This window comes from Anaerostipes sp. CAG:276 (assembly GCF_000432215.1).
GTDB classification, from domain to species: Bacteria; Bacillota; Clostridia; order Lachnospirales; family Lachnospiraceae; genus Anaerostipes; species Anaerostipes caccae.
In genome coordinates this window covers 72,449-90,088 of sequence record NZ_FR889179.1, presented here as the reverse complement: position 1 = coordinate 90,088, position 17,640 = coordinate 72,449, and the positions used below count along the sequence as shown (strand labels likewise).

Annotated in this window: 16 protein-coding genes and 1 riboswitch; of the genes, 11 read left to right on the top strand and 5 right to left on the bottom strand. The window is 45.2% G+C overall.

The window, feature by feature from the left end; all coding sequences use genetic code 11:
- Positions 1-121 precede the first annotated feature (121 nt).
- From QVP35_RS04410 to QVP35_RS04400, 3 genes are all read left to right on the top strand, one after another.
- Positions 122-907: a MurR/RpiR family transcriptional regulator gene (locus tag QVP35_RS04410; protein ID WP_006568405.1), complete on the top strand. Its 786-nt coding sequence runs from the start codon at positions 122-124 to the stop codon at positions 905-907.
- Positions 885-1,643 (top strand): MurR/RpiR family transcriptional regulator, encoded by a 759-nt coding sequence (locus tag QVP35_RS04405; RefSeq protein ID WP_006568406.1) that lies wholly within the window; start codon positions 885-887, stop codon positions 1,641-1,643. The genes QVP35_RS04410 and QVP35_RS04405 overlap by 23 nt, the downstream gene beginning before the upstream one ends.
- Before the next feature lie 478 nt (positions 1,644-2,121).
- Positions 2,122-2,892, top strand: a complete 771-nt coding sequence (locus QVP35_RS04400; protein ID WP_006568408.1) for a DeoR/GlpR family DNA-binding transcription regulator — start codon at positions 2,122-2,124, stop codon at positions 2,890-2,892.
- Between the two features lie 61 nt (positions 2,893-2,953).
- On the opposite strand, the gene abc-f is transcribed toward QVP35_RS04400, so the two are convergent.
- The 3 genes from abc-f to pflA form a co-directional block, all read right to left on the bottom strand.
- A complete protein-coding gene (gene abc-f, locus QVP35_RS04395; RefSeq protein WP_009290002.1) occupies positions 2,954-4,483 on the bottom strand; it encodes a ribosomal protection-like ABC-F family protein in 1,530 nt (509 codons plus the stop codon).
- Positions 4,484-4,914: 431 nt separating this feature from the next.
- Complete coding sequence (pflB, locus tag QVP35_RS04390) at positions 4,915-7,146, bottom strand: formate C-acetyltransferase (RefSeq protein ID WP_006568412.1); 2,232 nt, start codon at positions 7,144-7,146, stop codon at positions 4,915-4,917.
- Positions 7,140-7,865, bottom strand: a complete 726-nt coding sequence (pflA, locus tag QVP35_RS04385) for a pyruvate formate-lyase-activating protein (RefSeq protein WP_006568413.1) — start codon at positions 7,863-7,865, stop codon at positions 7,140-7,142. Before pflA ends, pflB begins: the two co-directional genes overlap by 7 nt.
- A gap of 106 nt (positions 7,866-7,971) precedes the next feature.
- Positions 7,972-8,056: riboswitch (ZMP/ZTP riboswitch) on the bottom strand.
- Between the two features lie 167 nt (positions 8,057-8,223).
- On the opposite strand from pflA, the gene spoIIR reads away from it, so the two are divergent.
- Entirely contained in the window at positions 8,224-8,826 is a 603-nt protein-coding gene (gene spoIIR, locus QVP35_RS04380) for a stage II sporulation protein R (protein WP_009290001.1), read from the top strand.
- Between the two features lie 652 nt (positions 8,827-9,478).
- Here spoIIR and QVP35_RS04375 read toward each other — a convergent pair.
- Together QVP35_RS04375 and QVP35_RS04370 are read right to left on the bottom strand one after the other, a co-directional pair.
- A complete protein-coding gene (locus QVP35_RS04375; RefSeq protein ID WP_009290000.1) occupies positions 9,479-10,096 on the bottom strand; it encodes a class I SAM-dependent methyltransferase in 618 nt (205 codons plus the stop codon).
- Positions 10,097-10,149: 53 nt separating this feature from the next.
- Positions 10,150-11,088 (bottom strand): AEC family transporter, encoded by a 939-nt coding sequence (locus tag QVP35_RS04370; RefSeq protein WP_009289999.1) that lies wholly within the window; start codon positions 11,086-11,088, stop codon positions 10,150-10,152.
- A gap of 179 nt (positions 11,089-11,267) precedes the next feature.
- Here QVP35_RS04370 and QVP35_RS04365 point away from each other — a divergent pair, with 179 nt between their 5' ends.
- The 7 genes from QVP35_RS04365 to QVP35_RS04335 all read left to right on the top strand — a co-directional run bounded on the left by QVP35_RS04365 (position 11,268) and on the right by QVP35_RS04335 (position 17,640).
- Positions 11,268-12,116, top strand: a complete 849-nt coding sequence (locus QVP35_RS04365; RefSeq protein WP_009289998.1) for a Rossmann-like and DUF2520 domain-containing protein — start codon at positions 11,268-11,270, stop codon at positions 12,114-12,116.
- Positions 12,113-12,940, top strand: coding sequence for a 3-methyl-2-oxobutanoate hydroxymethyltransferase (panB, locus tag QVP35_RS04360; RefSeq protein ID WP_009289997.1), 828 nt, complete (start codon positions 12,113-12,115; stop codon positions 12,938-12,940). Before QVP35_RS04365 ends, panB begins: the two co-directional genes overlap by 4 nt.
- 10 nt (positions 12,941-12,950) lie before the next feature.
- The gene (panC, locus tag QVP35_RS04355; protein WP_009289996.1) at positions 12,951-13,787 is read left to right on the top strand and encodes a pantoate--beta-alanine ligase; all 837 of its coding nucleotides are present in this window, start codon (positions 12,951-12,953) and stop codon (positions 13,785-13,787) included.
- Positions 13,788-13,798: 11 nt separating this feature from the next.
- The gene (panD, locus tag QVP35_RS04350; RefSeq protein ID WP_009289995.1) at positions 13,799-14,188 is read left to right on the top strand and encodes an aspartate 1-decarboxylase; all 390 of its coding nucleotides are present in this window, start codon (positions 13,799-13,801) and stop codon (positions 14,186-14,188) included.
- Positions 14,189-14,197: 9 nt separating this feature from the next.
- Positions 14,198-15,385, top strand: coding sequence for a bifunctional phosphopantothenoylcysteine decarboxylase/phosphopantothenate--cysteine ligase CoaBC (coaBC, locus tag QVP35_RS04345; protein ID WP_009289994.1), 1,188 nt, complete (start codon positions 14,198-14,200; stop codon positions 15,383-15,385).
- Between the two features lie 79 nt (positions 15,386-15,464).
- The gene (locus QVP35_RS04340; protein WP_006568424.1) at positions 15,465-16,958 is read left to right on the top strand and encodes a sensor histidine kinase; all 1,494 of its coding nucleotides are present in this window, start codon (positions 15,465-15,467) and stop codon (positions 16,956-16,958) included.
- Positions 16,951-17,640 carry a response regulator transcription factor gene (locus QVP35_RS04335; RefSeq protein WP_006568425.1) on the top strand — a complete coding sequence of 230 codons (690 nt, stop codon included), beginning with the start codon at positions 16,951-16,953 and terminating at the stop codon, positions 17,638-17,640. The genes QVP35_RS04340 and QVP35_RS04335 overlap by 8 nt, the downstream gene beginning before the upstream one ends.

Genomic DNA, 17,640 nt, shown 5'->3' with positions numbered 1-17,640 from the left:
CAGGTATCATGAGGATATCTGCCTTTCTGCATCAATGGACAAAATGTGGAAAATAGAGTAAAATTGGGGTAAGATTCAGGAACCAAAAGGCGGCGGACACATTTATGAGGTAGATGTCTTTATGAAATTAGATGAACTGGTGAACAAGCATTACGGACAGCTTAACGAGAATGATTTATACATATGGAATTACATATCTTCGCACAGGAAAGAGTGTGAAAAGCTTGCCATAGACCAGCTGGCATTTAAGTGCAGTGTGTCGAGGACAACCGTTCTGCGGTTTGCCCAGAAGCTGTCCTTAAAAGGTTATGGTGAACTAAAGGTCTTTTTAAAGCTTGATAATCAGGAGGCAAAGGAAAACATCGGGCATGTGGACATGGTCTGTGAGTCATACCGCCGGGTGATCGGCAGCATGAAAGAAAAGGACTGTACAGATATCTTTAGGAAGTTTGATCAGGCAAAGAATATCTACGTGTATGGGATCGGCATGATCCAGTCTTCCATTAAAAAAGAGTTAAAGCGGACCTTCATGATGAGCGGGAGGCTGATCTATGATCTGAGCGGATATGAGGAAGCGGAAAGGCTTCTCAGCATTGTCACGGAGGATGACTTGTTTATCATCATATCTGTTTCAGGAGAGAATGAATTTATCAACAATTTCACTAAAAATCTAAAGATCCGGGGCGTCTCTGTGCTGTCCATCACGAAGCTTCGGGAAAACACACTGGCACATATGGCCGATTATGCTCTCTATGTTACCGAGACAGTGTTTTCCCAGCCGTTCAGTCACATAGAGTATGATTCTCTCACATCATATTTCATTTTGATTGAGATTTTATTTTTAAAGTACATGGAGTATAAGACAAAAAAAGAGGAGATAGCGGATGAGGCTGGAAACCCTGATTGAAGAAAATTATGATAAACTGAATGAAAATGATTTGAGCATCTGGAACTTTATTCTGCGGCACAAGAAGGAGTGTCAGACTATGTCGATCCAGGAGCTGGCAAAACAGTGCCATGTGTCACACACAACCGTCTCAAGGTTTACTCATAAGCTGGGGATGGAAGGGTACGGGGAACTGAAGATTTTTCTGAAATGGGACAGCCGGGAGGAGGAATCCTTCGATGTAAGGGAGATCGAGCGGGTCTACCAGGATTACATAAAGACTCTGGATATGATGAAGGACAGGGACTGTTCGGATGTCTCAGAGATGCTCTCCAGGGCCGGAAGCATATATGTATACGGAACAGGAGCGGTCCAGAAAAATGCCGCGAGAGAGTTAAAAAAGAACCTGCTTTTTCTGGACTATCTTTGTAATCTGATCGAAGGCCGGGAAGAAATAAAGATGGTGCTGGAAATCGTAAAAGAGGGAGACGTATTTTTTCTGTTTTCTCTTTCCGGTGAAAATGCCTTTGTCAATGAGCTTGCAGGCAGGCTGAAGGCAAAGGGTGTCAAAATCATCTCTGTGACAAAAGTGGGGAATAATGAATTGTCGAGGCTCAGTGATATAAGCCTTCAGTTTTATGCTCATCCGGTGCTGAAGGGAAGGTTTAATTCCGATGTATATATGACAGCTCAGTTTTTTGTGATCAATGAGTTCTTACTTTTAAAGGGATTGGAGTATGGAACAAGCGAAGAGTGATTAATGTAGATTTATTTTGTTTTGATATATGCGTATCATAGGGTTAATAAAGGGAGTTTTATAACCTCCGATAAGAGAAAAATAACCAATATCCTTTAGTATTTGAAGAGCTTTCACACGGTCAGTAATTATTAACTTTTTTTCGTTGGTAAGTTTGTAAAGTTGAGAATTATATGTTAGAAAAGGTTTTGTCAATTTACATATCTCCTGTAAAAGAAATGTTTGAAGAAAAAGGAGGGCCCTCAGGTCCTCCCCCGGTTTCAGTCCTCTCGAGTATCTGAAACCTGATCCCTGAAATTGGTTTAACATAATATTGTTTATAAGTAAATAAATTCCATATTTTTCAATACACTTTTTAAAAATAATCATAAGTAATCTTAACTTGCTTTATGAGAAGGGTGAATAATCTAAAAAGGTATAATAGACGGTCCCTCTCTTTTCTGTTAAAATATAAAGAAAAATCAGGTGGTGACAGATCATGTTTGTAGAGGAAAGACAGCAAAAGATTCTTGAACTTTTGCAAGAAAACCAGAAAGTAAGAGTGAAAGAGCTGAGCCGGATGTTTGAGGTTACAGAAGACTGTATCCGGAAAGATCTGGCCAGTATGGAAGGACGCGGTCTTTTAAAGCGTGCCTATGGAGGCGCCGTTCTGACGGAAGGCATGCACCCCGGGCACAGCAACGCGGTTTCTTCCAGGAAAGAAAAAAACCTGAAAGAAAAGCAGAGAATTGCAAAAAAAGCGGTAAAGCTGATCAGTGACGGGGATGTGGTTTTTTTGGATACATCTACAACGAATCTGGAGGTTGCGAGGGAAATCATCCGTTCTAAACGAAACGTGACGGTCGTAAGCTGTATGCTGGATATCGCAAATTTGTTCGCAGCGGATGGAAACACCGGATTTATTCTTTTGGGAGGAGAGTTCAATCGGTCTCAAATTGGGTTTCTGGGTTCGCTGACCCTCTCTATGATGGAGAACTTCAGGTTTGACCTCTGCTTTATGGGAGTCGTTGGAGCGGACGTAAAAGGAAATGTGGTCACGACTTATGTTCCGGAGGACGGAGCTATGAAACAAAAAGCCATCAGTAAAAGCCGCAGAAGATATCTGGTCATGGAGACAAAAAAGTTTGATTTCCAGGCAAATTATGTCTTTACAGATTTTACACAGGTGGATGGGATAATCTGTGAGAAGGAGCCTCAGGAAGAGATAAGAGAAGTGCTGAGAGAATATGGAACAGAGATCATAGCATGACAGTTCCTGTATGATCTCTGCTCGATTTTTAAAATGTATGGATAGCAATACAAGGTTAAAATTATTTTTGGATTTGTATCATTCTGTCCACCCAGCCGCGGTAAAAATTCTCTTCATGAGATACAACCAGTACGGTTCCTGTAAAATTTTTCAATGCATTTTTCAATGCTTCTTTAGCCGCTGCATCCAGGTGATTTGTGGGTTCATCCATAATTAAAAAGTTACATGGTTTTAGTGTCAGCAGGCATAACTTTACCTTGCACTGTTCACCTCCGCTCAATGATCCTATCTCCTGTCCGGCATGACAGCTGGAAATTCCGCACTGCGCAAGATGCTGCCGTACTTTTTTGATTGGGAGAGAGGGATAACAGTCAGACACGATCTGTAGCGGTGTCCTGGTTGTATCATCCCATATCAGATCCTGTTCAAAGTATCCGATGGTGACCTGTTCTGAAAATGAGAAACTGCCGTCTAAGGCAGGAATCTGATTCGTCAGAGTTTTCAAAAGGGTGGATTTGCCGATTCCGTTGAAACCTGTGATCACAATTTTCTGTCCTCCTTTTGCTGAAAATTGAAGGCCGGAGAGAAGCGGATATTGATACCCCACAGACAAAAGTCTCACGGACAGGTGGTCAGCATTTGTCACCGGAAGCTGTGAAAAATTAAAACACGGTCGGTTCTCAGTTACGTCTGGATTTTCCATGTGTTCCATCCTGTTCAGCTGTTTCTTGCGTCCTCTGGCCATTTTTGACTTTCGCCCGGCCATGTTTTTTCTGATAAATTCTTCTGTTTCTTTGATCTTTTTCTGCTGGAAAGAATACCGTCGGATATATTCTTCCTGAAGAAACGTTTTCTTTTTTAAAAAATCAGAGTAGGTGCCGTAATATTTTGTAAGTCTGCCGTTATGAATATCGCATACGCGGTTGACACTCTGTTCTAAAAATTCATTGTCGTGGGAGACAACCAGAAAAGCGCTCGGAAGCCCTGAAAGGTAGTCTGCCAGCCAGGAGACGTGCTCCTTATCCAGAAAGTTTGTAGGTTCATCCAGCAGCAGGACAGAAGGCTGTTCCAGCAAAAGTTTAGCGAGGATGACCCTGGCTCTCTGACCTCCGCTGATTTTTTCTACCGGGCATTCAAGACCGATAGTGAGGAGTCCCAGTCCGGCAGCTGCCTGTTCAATCCTGGTGTCAATCTGATAAAAGTCATGGAGCTCTAATTGTTCCTGGAGCCGTGCGGCGGCAGGGAGGGCTTTTTCATCTCCGGCCGCTGCTTTTGAATACAGCAGATTCATTTGCTCCTCTTTTATAAAGAGAGACTGAAAAGCAGATTTTAAGAAATCTGAGATCGTTATATTTTCTTTCATCTGTGCGTATTGATCCAGGCATCCGAAAGAAGCTGCAGGATGTCTGAAGATCTGTCCGCTGTCGGGAGTAATCTGCCCGGTGCAGATTTTGATAAACGTACTTTTTCCTGCACCATTTGGACCGACAATTCCTATATGTTCTCCTTTATTGAGCTGGAATTCTGTTTCTTTAAAAAGCTGTTTATCACCGAATGAATGTGATAAATCTTTAATATCTAATAAACTCATGATGATCTGATCCTTTCATATAAAAAAGACAGAAGACAAAATACATTTCTGTATCTGCCTTCTGCCGTATTGTCAGTGTGTTATAGAACAACAAAAGGCCGCGGACAAAACATTGTCCGCAGCCTTTTAGCATGGGATTCTTCGGGAAAACAGGTATCCAAATAAGGACTGCTCATGCAGCCGCAGATGATTCTGGATCTGTCTCCCGATGAAATCTTAAAGCGGATAAAATCCGCCGTACTCTGCACAATGTTTCATCGGTCTGAATTGTACAGAGTTTACTCGCCTTCTCGGCTGGTCTGATCTATATAAGCCCATGCTGGCTGCTCCTTTTGTTTCATAAAATTTTCTGAGTGGTTTTTGAGATTTCATTTTGCACACGCTTGTAGTGAGGCAATTCAAAGCCGAACAGAAATCGTGTGCAAAATGCCCTACATTCCCTCGTGGAACGTTCTTCTTACAACTTCTTCCTGCTGTTCTCTGGAAAGCTTATTAAAGTTTACCGCATATCCGGAAACACGGATCGTCAGTGTCGGATACTTGTCCGGATGTTCCATTGCGTCAATCAATGTCTCACGGTTGAATACGTTGACATTCAGATGATGAGCGCCCTGCACAAAGTAACCGTCCAGAATGTTTGCAAGATTTTCTTCTCTCTGGTCCTGATCTTTTCCTAAAGCTTCGGGCACGATAGAGAAGGTGTTGGAAACACCGTCCTGGCACACGTCGCGGTAAGGAATCTTGGCTACGGAATTCAGAGAGGCTAAAGCGCCGCTGTTGTCCCGTCCGTGCATTGGGTTTGCACCAGGAGCAAGAGGCTCCCCTAATTTTCTTCCGTCCGGCGTGGAGCCAGTTTTCTTTCCATACATAACATTGGATGTGATGGTGAGTGCAGATAATGTATGGATGGCATTTCTATAAATCGGATGTTTCTTTAATTCCTCAGAGAATAAAGTGACAGTGTTGACAGCCAGGTCGTCTGCCCGGTCATCGTCATTGCCGTATTTCGGGAAATCTCCTTCAGTCTCAAAATCTACTGCCACACCGTTTTCGTTGCGCACCGGTTTTACAGTGGCATATTTGATTGCTGATAACGAGTCTGCCGCGATGGAAAGACCTGCCACGCCGTATGCTGCGATACGCTCCATATTGGTATCGTGCAGTGCAAACTGGCTCGCCTCGTAGGCATATTTGTCATGCATATAATGAATGATATTTACGGTATCAACGTATAATTCTGCTACATAAGCGAGAACTTTTTTGTAGTTAGCCCAAACTTTTTCGTAGTCCAATACTTCATCGGTGATCGGCTCGATACCCGGAATGACTTCAATCCCCTTTTTCTCATCGATGCCGCCGTTGATAGCATACAGCAGGGACTTGGCAAGGTTGCAGCGGGCTCCGAACAGCTGGGTCTGCTTTCCGACTTTCATGGCAGACACACAGCAGGCAATGGCATAATCATCTCCGTAGATCGGTCTCATGACATCGTCATTTTCATACTGGATCGAATCTGTGTCAATGGAAACTTTGGAGCAGAACTTCTTGAAGTTGGCCGGAAGCTTTTCAGACCAAAGGACGGTCAGGTTCGGCTCCGGAGCTGTTCCCAAATTATACAGTGTATGGAGATAACGGAAGGAGGTCTTTGTCACAAGCGGTTTGCTGTTGATTCCGATACCGCCGATGGACTCTGTGATCCAGGTAGGATCTCCCCCGAATAATTCATCGTACTCCGGTGTCCTTAAATGTCTTACAAGGCGAAGCTTGATGATAAACTGGTCGATCAGTTCCTGGGCATCTTTCTCTGTCAGCACGCCGTTTTCCAGGTCACGCTGAATATAAATATCAAGGAAAGTGGAAGTACGTCCAAGGGATGTAGCCGCACCGTTGTTTTCTTTTACACCGGCAAGATAAGCCATATAGACCGCCTGGACCGCCTCTTTGGCATTGGATGCAGGTTTAGAGATGTCCACTCCGTAGGAAGCAGCCATTTCTTTGATTGCTCCTAAAGCACGGATCTGCTCGGAGACTTCCTCTCTTGCACGGATGCGCTCTTCGCTCATCGGTCCGTCTAAGGCATCCAGATCGCGTTTCTTTTCTTCCACGAGATAATCGATGCCGTAGAGGGCAGCACGGCGGTAGTCACCGATCACACGTCCTCGTCCATAGGCATCCGGAAGCCCTGTCAGAAGACCGGCTGTCCTTGCAAGCCTTGTGCGCTGCGGATAGGCATCAAAGACACCTTCGTTGTGTGTCTTGCGGTATTCATTGAAGTGACGGTCTATTTCCGGATTCAGTTTGTATCCGTACTGTTCCAGAGAAGAATGGGCCATTCTCTTGCCGCCGTATAAGTTTACGATGCGCTTTAAAGGAGCATCTGTCTGAAGACCTACAATGATTTCATTTTCTTTGTCGATATATCCGGGTGCAAAGTTAGTGATGCCGGAAATAATATTGGTCTCTACATCCAAAACACCACCTTTTTTTGTCTCTTCAGAAAGCAGTTCTTCGCATTTGTTCCACACTTTTTCTGTTTTTTCTGAAACACCTGCCAGGAAAGAGTCATCTCCTTCATATAATGTATAATTCTTCTGGATAAAGTCTCTTACGTTGGTTTCCTTTGTCCATTTTCCTTCTTTAAAGCCGTTCCATTCTTTTAACATTGTTTTCCTCCATATTGATCAAAATAGGTTTTCTGAAGTTGTTTGGTGCGTTCCTTGTCCATTGCCGGAACTCCTTTGAGCGGGTAAGAAAGATTCATTACCTCATATTTGTTGGTGCCGAGCAGATGATAGGGGAGAAGCTCTACCTTTTCTACGTTCGGTATGCGGTCTATGTATTCTTTTAGTTCCTGCATGTGCTCTTTGCTGTCTGTAAGTCCCGGAACTACGACATGGCGTATCCATAGTTTCGTGCCGTTTCGTTCCAATGCCTTTAGAAATTCGATGAACCGCTCCATTGGCCTTCCTGTCATAGACTCGTAAGCCGGCCCGGTTATTTCCTTGAGATCTAAAAGTACCAGATCTGTGTATGAAAGAATTTCATCGTAATCTCCCTGACCAAAGCCTGCGGTATCAATGCACGTATGGATGCCTTCCTGTTTACAGAGTTTCAGAGTCTTAAGCAAAAACTCTGGCTGCATCAGGGGCTCTCCGCCCGAAAAGGTCACTCCGCCGTTCTGTTTAAAGTAGGGCTTGAAGCGGGAAATCCTTTTCACCAGCGCCTCCGGAGTCATCTCTTCGCCGCCCTGAAACTCCCAGGTGTCAGGGTTATGGCAGAATTTACACCGAAGGGCACAGCCCTGGAAAAAAACTACGCTGCGGATGCCCGGGCCGTCGACTAATCCCATGGATTCCATGGAATGGATGTGTCCAACAATCATAGGAACCTCCTGTAAAAATGTTGATTGGCTGCCTGGGATACGAGTATCAGCGGCTCGTGGAAAGCCGTAGACTTTCCTAATGGAATAAAAAAAGCCGCACGTCCAGGCAGGGTGCCCAGACGGTCGGCTAAAAATTCGTTGTCATACTTCCTGTGGTAAACTCCACTTGTCCGTCAGTCATATGACTTATGACTTTAAAATACTATACATGGCACCGCAATGTCAACCCCGTAATTGAAATATTGTTTGTGAAATTTTTAGCCGGTTTCATCGTAACGTGAGGTTTCCTGCTTGTCTACCGGGTATGTGATAAAAGTTTTCATGTTTAAAATTCAGAAAATCCGGGCATGTTCATAGTATGAAGAAAAAATCAATCATCTGGATGTTTTTCCTTGCCGCCGCGGTAATCTTTTCTGTGGTATGGACAAAAGAGAAAGACGGCAGAGCGGATCAGAAAATAAAACAGGGAGTCGTGCGGTTCCACATACGGGCAAACAGTGACAGCAGGAAAGACCAGGCAGAAAAACTCCTGGTCAGGGACCAGGTAGTGGCATATCTGAAACCGTATATGGAACAGGCCAACACAAAAGAAGATGCAAAGAGAATTCTTAACAGCCGGAAAAAGGAGATTGCCAAAGTGGCAAAGTCCACGCTGCAAAAGAGGGGAAAGGATCTACCGGTCAAAGTCTATCTGACCAGAGAGAAGTTTCCCGAAAAGGACTATGGCAGCTATGTGTTTCCCGAGGGAACCTACGATGCGCTGAGAATCGATCTCGGAAATGCCAGTGGACATAACTGGTGGTGTGTCATGTTTCCGGACCTTTGCATTACGAAAGAAAGCGAAGCGGCAAAAGACAAAAAGACCAGAAAAAAACTGGAGCAGCAGGTAGGAAAAAAAGGAGTGGAGAAGCTGGAAAAGAAGAAAGAGAAGCTGCCCTGGTTTTTGAAATGGCTGGAGTAATCAGGTAATATTTACTAAAAATCAGACATAAAAATTAACTAATTTATTCGTTGAAATTTGTTGCAAAAGAAGGTATAATAAAGTTACAAAAGTTTTAAAAATTTATAACAATACAATTTATTTCCAACACGGCTGAGACGGGCAGAAAGTGAAGGAGATGGTATGGATGAAAAAGATTTCAAAGAGGCATACGGTCTGGGAGATCAATTATTTTTATAGGTCTCTGCTGCTCATAACAGCAGGGATTCTGATGATTTTGGTCTTCCTGCTGCTCCTCCGGTAACTGCAGACGATTACATATCAATAAAGAGGGAATTTTACAGGATAATTCTGTGAAATTCCCTCTTTCATTTTTCTTTGAACAAAGCAAAAGACATAAATTGTGCATCATCCGGGAACTATAAACAAATGGTGGAACAGACACAACTTTTATGCTGTCCAAAACGTCTAATGATTAAATGCAGATGTAAGGAGAACCTACGAATGAAGAGAAAAATAAGAAAAGACAAACTAAAAGAAATGAAGGACTTTTACCGTTCAGTCCTGCTGATTTCACTTGGCATTACTATGATCCTGATCTTCCAGGCAATGCTCATGTAGAAAAAAATAAAGACACGCCGCTAAAGCGTGTCTTACAGTATGTTTGGACTTTTTAATCCTCAGGCAAAGGTTTCTTAGCAGAGATCATCAGCAGTTTTTTCAGCTTATGTACACGAAACTTTGTGAGCCCCGCTGCCTTGAACATGCCAAGGATCTCATGGGTGGACGGCCGCTTCACCTTGCAGGAAGGAAGAAGCTTGTCCGCCACGTTGCCGGTGATCCTGATCACTTCAGGGAATGCAACGACACCGATGTAAAGCCTTCCGCCAGGAGTCAGGAGATCGGCCGCTTTCTGGATGAACTCCGCCTGATTGGGGAAGTGATGGAATGCGCTGCACACAGTTATGATGCGGAATGTATTGTCCTCAAAATCCAGATCATCACTGCTGCCTACCTGAAAATGCAGGTCAGGATAATCTTCACTGGCCCTGCGGATCATTTCTCCGGAGATGTCGACTCCGTACCCTTCAGCATCTCTCCAGCGTGTGAGTCCGGCGAGCAGTGCTCCGGTCCCGCATCCCACATCCAGAATTTTATCATTGTCTCGGACACAGATCTTCTTGATCATCTCCTGCTCCAGAGAAGCCGCCATCCTGCCGCTGATGGTCTTTTCATAATTTTCAGCCTTTTTATCGTAAATTTTTGCAGAACGTTCTTTTACATTTTTCATAGGTACGTCCTCTCTTTCTTCATTTTACTCTATTATTCTTTACAATGATTATATCAGATAAACGAAAACATCCGCAACAGATAAACCCAAAATGTGAGACTGACAGATGAAAGTACGGTTGCGGCCACCACGATGCTGGAAGTCAGCACATGATCGTTATCCATGGCCTTCGCCATTACATAGCAGCTCACGGTAGTCGGCGAGCCGAGCATGATCAGGATTGCGATCAGTCCTTCGTTCCGGAAACCGAAAAAAACGGCCAAGGGAAGAAAGATGAGCGGCAGTATAAAAAGTTTGATGATTGCGGCGGCCATCGTAGGCCGGATTTTCTTCAGAGCCTTTGCGCCTTCAAAACCTGCGCCGACACAGAGCAGCGCCACCGGCGTCGCCGTAACGGAAAGCTGATTTAGGCATTTATCGATGACCGGAGGAAAATCCACAGCCAGATAGGAAAACGGAAGTCCAGCAAGGATTCCCAGGATGATCGGGTTTTTTGCGATATTGATCAGGGCAGATTTGATACTGCTTGTGCCGGAACCCGGTCCCCTGACGGTCAGGACGATAACAGAAAAAATATTATACAAAGGCACGCTGGCAACGATCATCAGCGGTCCCATAGTGGAGTGTCCGTAAATATTCTCAATGAAGGCGATTCCCAGGATGGCGGCACTGCCCCGGAAAGAGGCCTGGACAAACGCTCCGGTCATGGATTTATCTTTTAAGAAAATTTCTGCAAGGATCCAGATGCCGGAAAACATCAGAGTGGTGACGATCATGCAGAACAGAAAGTATTTAAGATCAAAGGCCTGTTTCAACGGGGCGCCGGAAATATCCCGGAACAAAAGGGCCGGGAGAGCTGCGTTAAAGACAAATTTATTGGCTGTGTTTACAAAGTTTTCATTGAACCATCCCTTTTCCTTCAGAAACCATCCGAGAAAGATCATAAAAAAAATAGGGACTGTCGAATTTAAGCTGAAAATAAAATCATTCATAAGTATCCTCCGGGGGAGATTATAGCAAATAAAAAAGAACAATTCAAACATGCCAATTTTTCTTGCTAAATCCAAATTGAGGTGATATAGTACCCTTGGATGGTATTCCTTAGAGAAATCATACCAGTGAACGAATCTTATAAAGGACATCACCTCAGGAAAGCAGGTGATTATTCCGTATGAAAGCAGGGTTTATCGGGGCAGGCAAAGCAGGCTGTTCCCTTGGCAGGTATTTCGTACATTACGGCATCCCTCTGGCAGGGTATGCCAGCCGCAGCATGGCTTCAGCCCAGGCGGCGGCAGACGCAGCACACACACAAAGTTTTGATTCATTTGACAAATTATTATCAATGTGTGATGTTCTTTTCATTACGGCTCCTGACGGCCAGATCAAAGGCGTGTGGGAGCAGATCAGAGCTTTCCCGGTCCGGGGAAAGTTTATCTGTCACTGCAGCGGTTCCTTAAGTTCCGCTATTTTCTCTGAAATAACCGAAGCAGGGGCTTACGGCTATTCTATCCATCCAATGTTTCCATTTAACAGTAAAAAAACTTCATATGAGGATCTTTCCAAAGCCTTGTTTACCCTTGAAGGTGACAGGGAACACAGAGATCAGATGCTCTCATTTTTAAGTGTTCTGCCCAACCCGGTCGTGGAGATCGGGGCAGAGGATAAGGTCCGCTACCATGCGGCGGCTGTCATGGCGTCCAACCAGATGGCGGCGCTGATGAACCGGGCTTTAAGAATTCTTGAAAGCTGCGGGTTCAGCGGGCAGGACGGCCTTACGGCACTTGCTCCGCTTGTTCGGACGAATCTTGAAAATATTCTTCGTTCGGGACCGAAAGAAGCTCTGACAGGACCGGTGGAGCGAAATGATGCAGCTACTGTGGAAAAGCATTTACGTGCTCTTTCCGGAGAAGAGAAGGAGATCTACCTCCCTCTGTGCAGGGAGCTGATTAGGATTGCAGAAAGCAAATATCCGATGAGGAACTATGAACATATGGAGAGAATATTGGAGGAAGAACATTGAAGAACACAGTAAGTACATTTCAGAAGATGAAAGAAAACGGAGAAAAGATCTCCATGCTCACGGCTTATGACTATTCTACAGCCAAACTGTTTGATGAAGCCGGCATTCATTCAATTCTCGTGGGAGATTCCCTGGGGATGGTTATGCTAGGTTATGACACGACGATTCCGGTGACTGTGGAGGATATGATCCACCACGGCGCTGCAGTTGTGAAGGGAGCAAAGAATGCGCTTGTTGTAGTGGATATGCCGTTTATGTCCTACCAGACGTCTGTATACGATGCGGTGGTCAATGCCGGAAGGATCATGAAAGAGACAGAGGCCACAGCAGTCAAACTGGAAGGCGGAAAGGATGTGTGTCCGCATATTGAGGCCATCGTCAAAGCTTCCATCCCGGTTGTGGCCCATATCGGTCTCACGCCCCAGTCTGTCAATGCCTTTGGGGGATTTAAAGTGCAGGGCAAAAGTGAAGAAGCAGCGAAGAAGCTTTTGGAGGATGCCCTGGCAGTAGAAGCAGCCGGAGCATTTGCGGTCGTATTGGAATGTGTTCCCGCAAAACTTGCAAAGCTTATTTCTGAGAAACTCCGCATTCCGACCATCGGCATCGGCGCAGGAGCAGACTGTGACGGTCAGGTCCTCGTTTACCAGGATATGCTGAATATGTACGGGGATTTTGTACCGAAGTTTGTAAAGCAGTTCGGAAACGCAGGCCCGGTCATGAAAGAGGCGGTGCAGGAATATGTCAAGGCGGTAGGAGAAGGGACATTTCCGGAAGAACAGCACACATTTGCCATCAATGATGATATTATAGAGAAGTTGTATTAAGGAGAGGATCATGAAAATTGTCAGTACAGTAGAGGAAGTCAGGAAACAGATAAAAGAGTGGAAGATGCAGGGGCAGAGCATCGGATTCGTGCCGACTATGGGATATCTCCATGAAGGGCATAAAAGTCTGATGGACTGTGCACGGAAAGAAAACGACAGAGTCGTCGTGAGTATTTTTGTAAATCCGATGCAGTTCGGTCCGGCGGAGGATCTGGCCGATTATCCGAGAGACCTGGAACATGATACAAAGATCTGTGAGAGTGCAGGGACAGATCTGATCTTTCATCCGGAACCGGAGGAAATGTATGACGGTGACTTCTGCTCTTTCGTTGATATGAGCGTTTTGACGGAAGGACTCTGTGGGAAAACAAGGCCGGTACATTTCCGGGGAGTCTGCACGGTTGTCACGAAACTTTTCAATATAGTCACTCCGGACAGAGCCTATTTCGGGCAGAAGGACGGCCAGCAGCTGGCGGTGATCAGGCGCATGGTGAGAGACCTGAATATGGATATCTGTATTGTGGGCTGTCCGATTGTAAGAGAAGAAGACGGGCTCGCCAAGAGTTCCAGAAATACATATCTCTCACCGGAGGAGAGAAAGGCCGCGCTGGTTCTGAGTCAGGCGGTGCGGCTCGGCGCGGAGCTTGCCAAGACCGAAAAGGATGCCAAAAAGGTTGTTTTGGCCATGAAGGATAAGATACAGACAGAACCGCTGGCAAGGATTGATTATGTTGAGGCGGTGGACGCTCTGTCCATGCAGCCGGTGAAGACCCTGGAAGGCGGCTGTATGCTGGCGATGGCAGTTTATATCGGTAAAACAAGGCTGATTGATAATGTGTTAGTGTAAGGAGACGGACGATGAAGCTTACAATGTTAAAAGGAAAAATTCACAGGGCAACCGTAAGACAGGCGGAGCTGGACTATGTGGGAAGTATTACGGTGGACCCCGAACTTATGGAGGCGGCAGGCATTCTGGAATATGAAAAGGTGGTCATTGTTGACATCAACAACGGCAGCAGGTTTGAGACATATACCATTGCCGGAGAGCCGGGGAGCGGCATGATCTGTTTAAACGGGGCGGCGGCACGCTGTGTATCCCAGGGAGACAAGATCATCATAATGTGTTATGCTGAAATGACACCAAAAGAGGCAGAAGAACACAAGCCAAAAGTTGTGTTTGTAGATGACAATAACAAGATCACCCGCCTGACCAGCTATGAAAAACATGGCCGGCTGGAGGATATGTAGGAGAAGACTATGCTGAGTGGAAAAACAATCGTCCTGGGTGTCACGGGAAGCGTGGCGGCCTATAAGATGGCGAACATGGCGAGCATGCTCATAAAAAGGGGATGTGAAGTCCATGTGATCATGACAGAAAATGCAACCAACTTTATCAATCCCATTGCATTTGAATCACTGACCAATACAAAATGTCTGGTGGAAACTTTTGACCGGAATTTTCAATTTCATGTGGCGCATGTGTCACTGGCAAAGAAAGCAGACGCCATGCTGATCGCTCCGGCTTCTGCCAATGTGATCGGAAAGATCGCAGGCGGAATTGCGGACGACATGCTGACAACGACTGTGATGGCATGCAAAAGCCCTGTTCTGATCGCGCCCGCTATGAATACAAATATGTATGAGAACCCTATTCTTCAGGACAATCTTGAGAAACTCAGAACCTACGGTTATACGGTCATTGAACCGGCCAGCGGACATCTGGCCTGCGGAGATACAGGCGCAGGGAAAATGCCCTCTGAGGAAGTTCTCATGGCTTATATTGAGCGGGCTGTGCACCGGCCAAAAGATCTTGCAGGGAAAAAGGTGCTGATTACTGCCGGACCCACGAGAGAAGCAATTTGCCCTGTGCGGTATATCACCAATCACTCCACAGGGAAGATGGGCTATGCCCTGGCAAAGACGGCAATGCTCCGGGGTGCTGATGTGACCCTGGTTACCGGCCCGACAGAGATTGAGCCGCCGATGTTCGTTACCACAGTGCCGGTTGTGAGTGCGGCCGATATGTATGAGGCTGTCATGAGCAGAAAAAAGGAACAGGACATCATCATTAAATCAGCAGCTGTGGCGGATTACACTCCGGCGCAGGTGAGCGATGAGAAGATGAAAAAGACCGATGGGGATATGTCTATTCCGCTCGTGCGGACAAAAGATATTTTACAGGAGCTGGGTCATACAAAAGAAGAAGGCCAGTTTATCTGCGGTTTTTCCATGGAGACTCAGAACATGCTGGAGAATTCCAGAAAGAAACTTAAGAAAAAGCAGATCGATATGATCGCAGCCAACAATTTGAAAGAGTCCGGAGCGGGATTCGGTACGGATACCAATGTTGTAACTTTGATCACCAAAGACCAGGAAAAACAGCTTCCGATGATGTCCAAAGAAGACGTGGCAGATGCCATTTTAGATTTTATTAAAACTTCATAAAACTTTTTTCAAATACTCTTTTTCCCACTTTCCTATGATATAATAGAAGTACCAAAAGCAGCAGGAAGGTACGGGGGTCATGAAAGTAGTGAACAAAGTAAGAATTATATTTTTGCCAGCGATTATACTGCCGATTTTCTTGATGGTAGTATCAATCGCTGCTTTAAGTGTAGGGTATATCCGGACAACCAACGAAAACATATATTCCAATGGAATCGAAGGATTTGCCAATCCGTTAAAGACGATGAACAATGAGACCAAGTCCTGTTTCAACGACTTGAAGAGGAGTGCCATTGAGAATCCCGCGGCCTTTGAGGATGCAGATTACTTAAAGAGGATCAATCAGAGGTTAAAAGAAAAAGAGTCCTATCTGGTCATCAGAAAGGGAAAGACGATCATATATAGGGGAACAAAAGAAGATCACACCGAGACGGAGAAGAAACTTCCCAGATTCGGGAGTGAAATCAGCAGCCAGGACAGCGGAGTATTTCTCGGGAAACCGGAAAATTTTCTTGTCAAGCAGCAGGACTTTCAGTATACCGACGGAAGCAAAGGCTCTGCGTTTATTCTGACAGATTTGGAGACGGTGCTGCCTCATTATAAGAATATCATAAGCCAGGTCTTCTTTTCGATTGTGGCCATCCTGATCCTCACCAGTTTTCTGCTCTCATGGTTTATGTACTCTGAGTTCATAAGGCCGTTAAAGAAACTCAAAGAAGGTGCAGATCGGATCAAGGAGGGCAACTTAGACGACGATGTGGAGATCAACAGCAAGGATGAGATCGGGGAACTCTGCGCTTCCTTTAATGCCATGCGGGCGGAATTAAAAGAGTCTATTGAGGCAAGAATTATCTATGAAAAGCAGAACCGCGATCTGATCAGCAACATTTCCCATGACTTAAAGACGCCGATCACGGCCATCAAAGGATATGTTGAGGGAATCATGGACGGAGTGGCGGACACGCCGGAGAAGATGGACCGGTACATTAAGACGATCTACAACAAGGCCAACGACATGGATGTGCTGATCAATGAGCTGTCCCTGTATTCCAAGATCGATTCCAACATTATACCTTATAATTTCAGGAAGATCGATATCAACGCCTACTTCAAAGACTGTGTGGATGAGATCGGTTCAGATCTGGAGCAGAAGGGAATGATGTTCTCATACAGCAACTACTGTTCCGCAAATGTAGCGGTCATGGCTGATCCTGAACAGCTGAAGCGGGTGATGAACAACATCATCAACAATGCCTGCAAGTATACTAATAAAGCGAAGGGCAAGGTCAGCATTACGTTAAAAGAGCTGGACCGCAAGATTCAGGTTGCGATCAAAGACAATGGTATCGGTATTTCCAAAGAGGATCTGCCGAATATTTTCCGCAGAACCTACCGCGCGGATATGTCCAGGAATTCTGCCGGGGGCAGCGGACTGGGCCTTTCTATCTGTAAGAAGATCATTGAAGAACATGGGGGAGAGATATGGGCGGAGAGCAGGCTGCGCTCCGGCACCACAATATTTTTTACATTAAATAAAATCGCAGACACCCAGGAGGAAGAGAGTAATGAGTAGAGTTTTAATTGTAGAAGATGAACTGGCCATCGCAGAGCTTGAGAAGGATTATCTGGAGCTGAGTTCTTTTGAAGTAGAGATTGAGACGGATGGAGAGAAAGGTCTGAAACTGGGCCTTACCGAGGATTTTGATATGATCATTCTGGACATTATGCTTCCAGGTGTGGACGGCTTTGAGATCTGTAAGCAGATCCGGGAGAAAAAAGATATTCCGATCCTGATGGTATCTGCCAAGAAGGAGGATATCGATAAGATCCGGGGGCTGGGTCTGGGAGCAGATGACTATATTACAAAACCGTTCAGTCCGAGCGAACTGGTTGCCAGAGTAAAGGCTCATCTTGAGAGATACCGCCGTCTGGTATCCAGCAACACCCAGGAAAATGATGTAGTGGAGATCCGGGGACTCAAGATTGATAAAACCGCAAGAAGAGTCTACCTGAACGGAGAAGAAAAGGCATTTACGACGAAAGAGTTTGACCTTTTAACTTTTCTTGCCAGCCATCCAAACAGGGTATTTACAAAAGAGGAATTATTTAATAAAATTTGGGATATGGAATCTCTCGGAGACATTGCCACGGTCACTGTCCATATTAAAAAGATTCGGGAGAAGATTGAACTTAACACTGCAAAGCCGCAGTATATTGAGACCATATGGGGTGTCGGATACCGATTTAAGATGTAG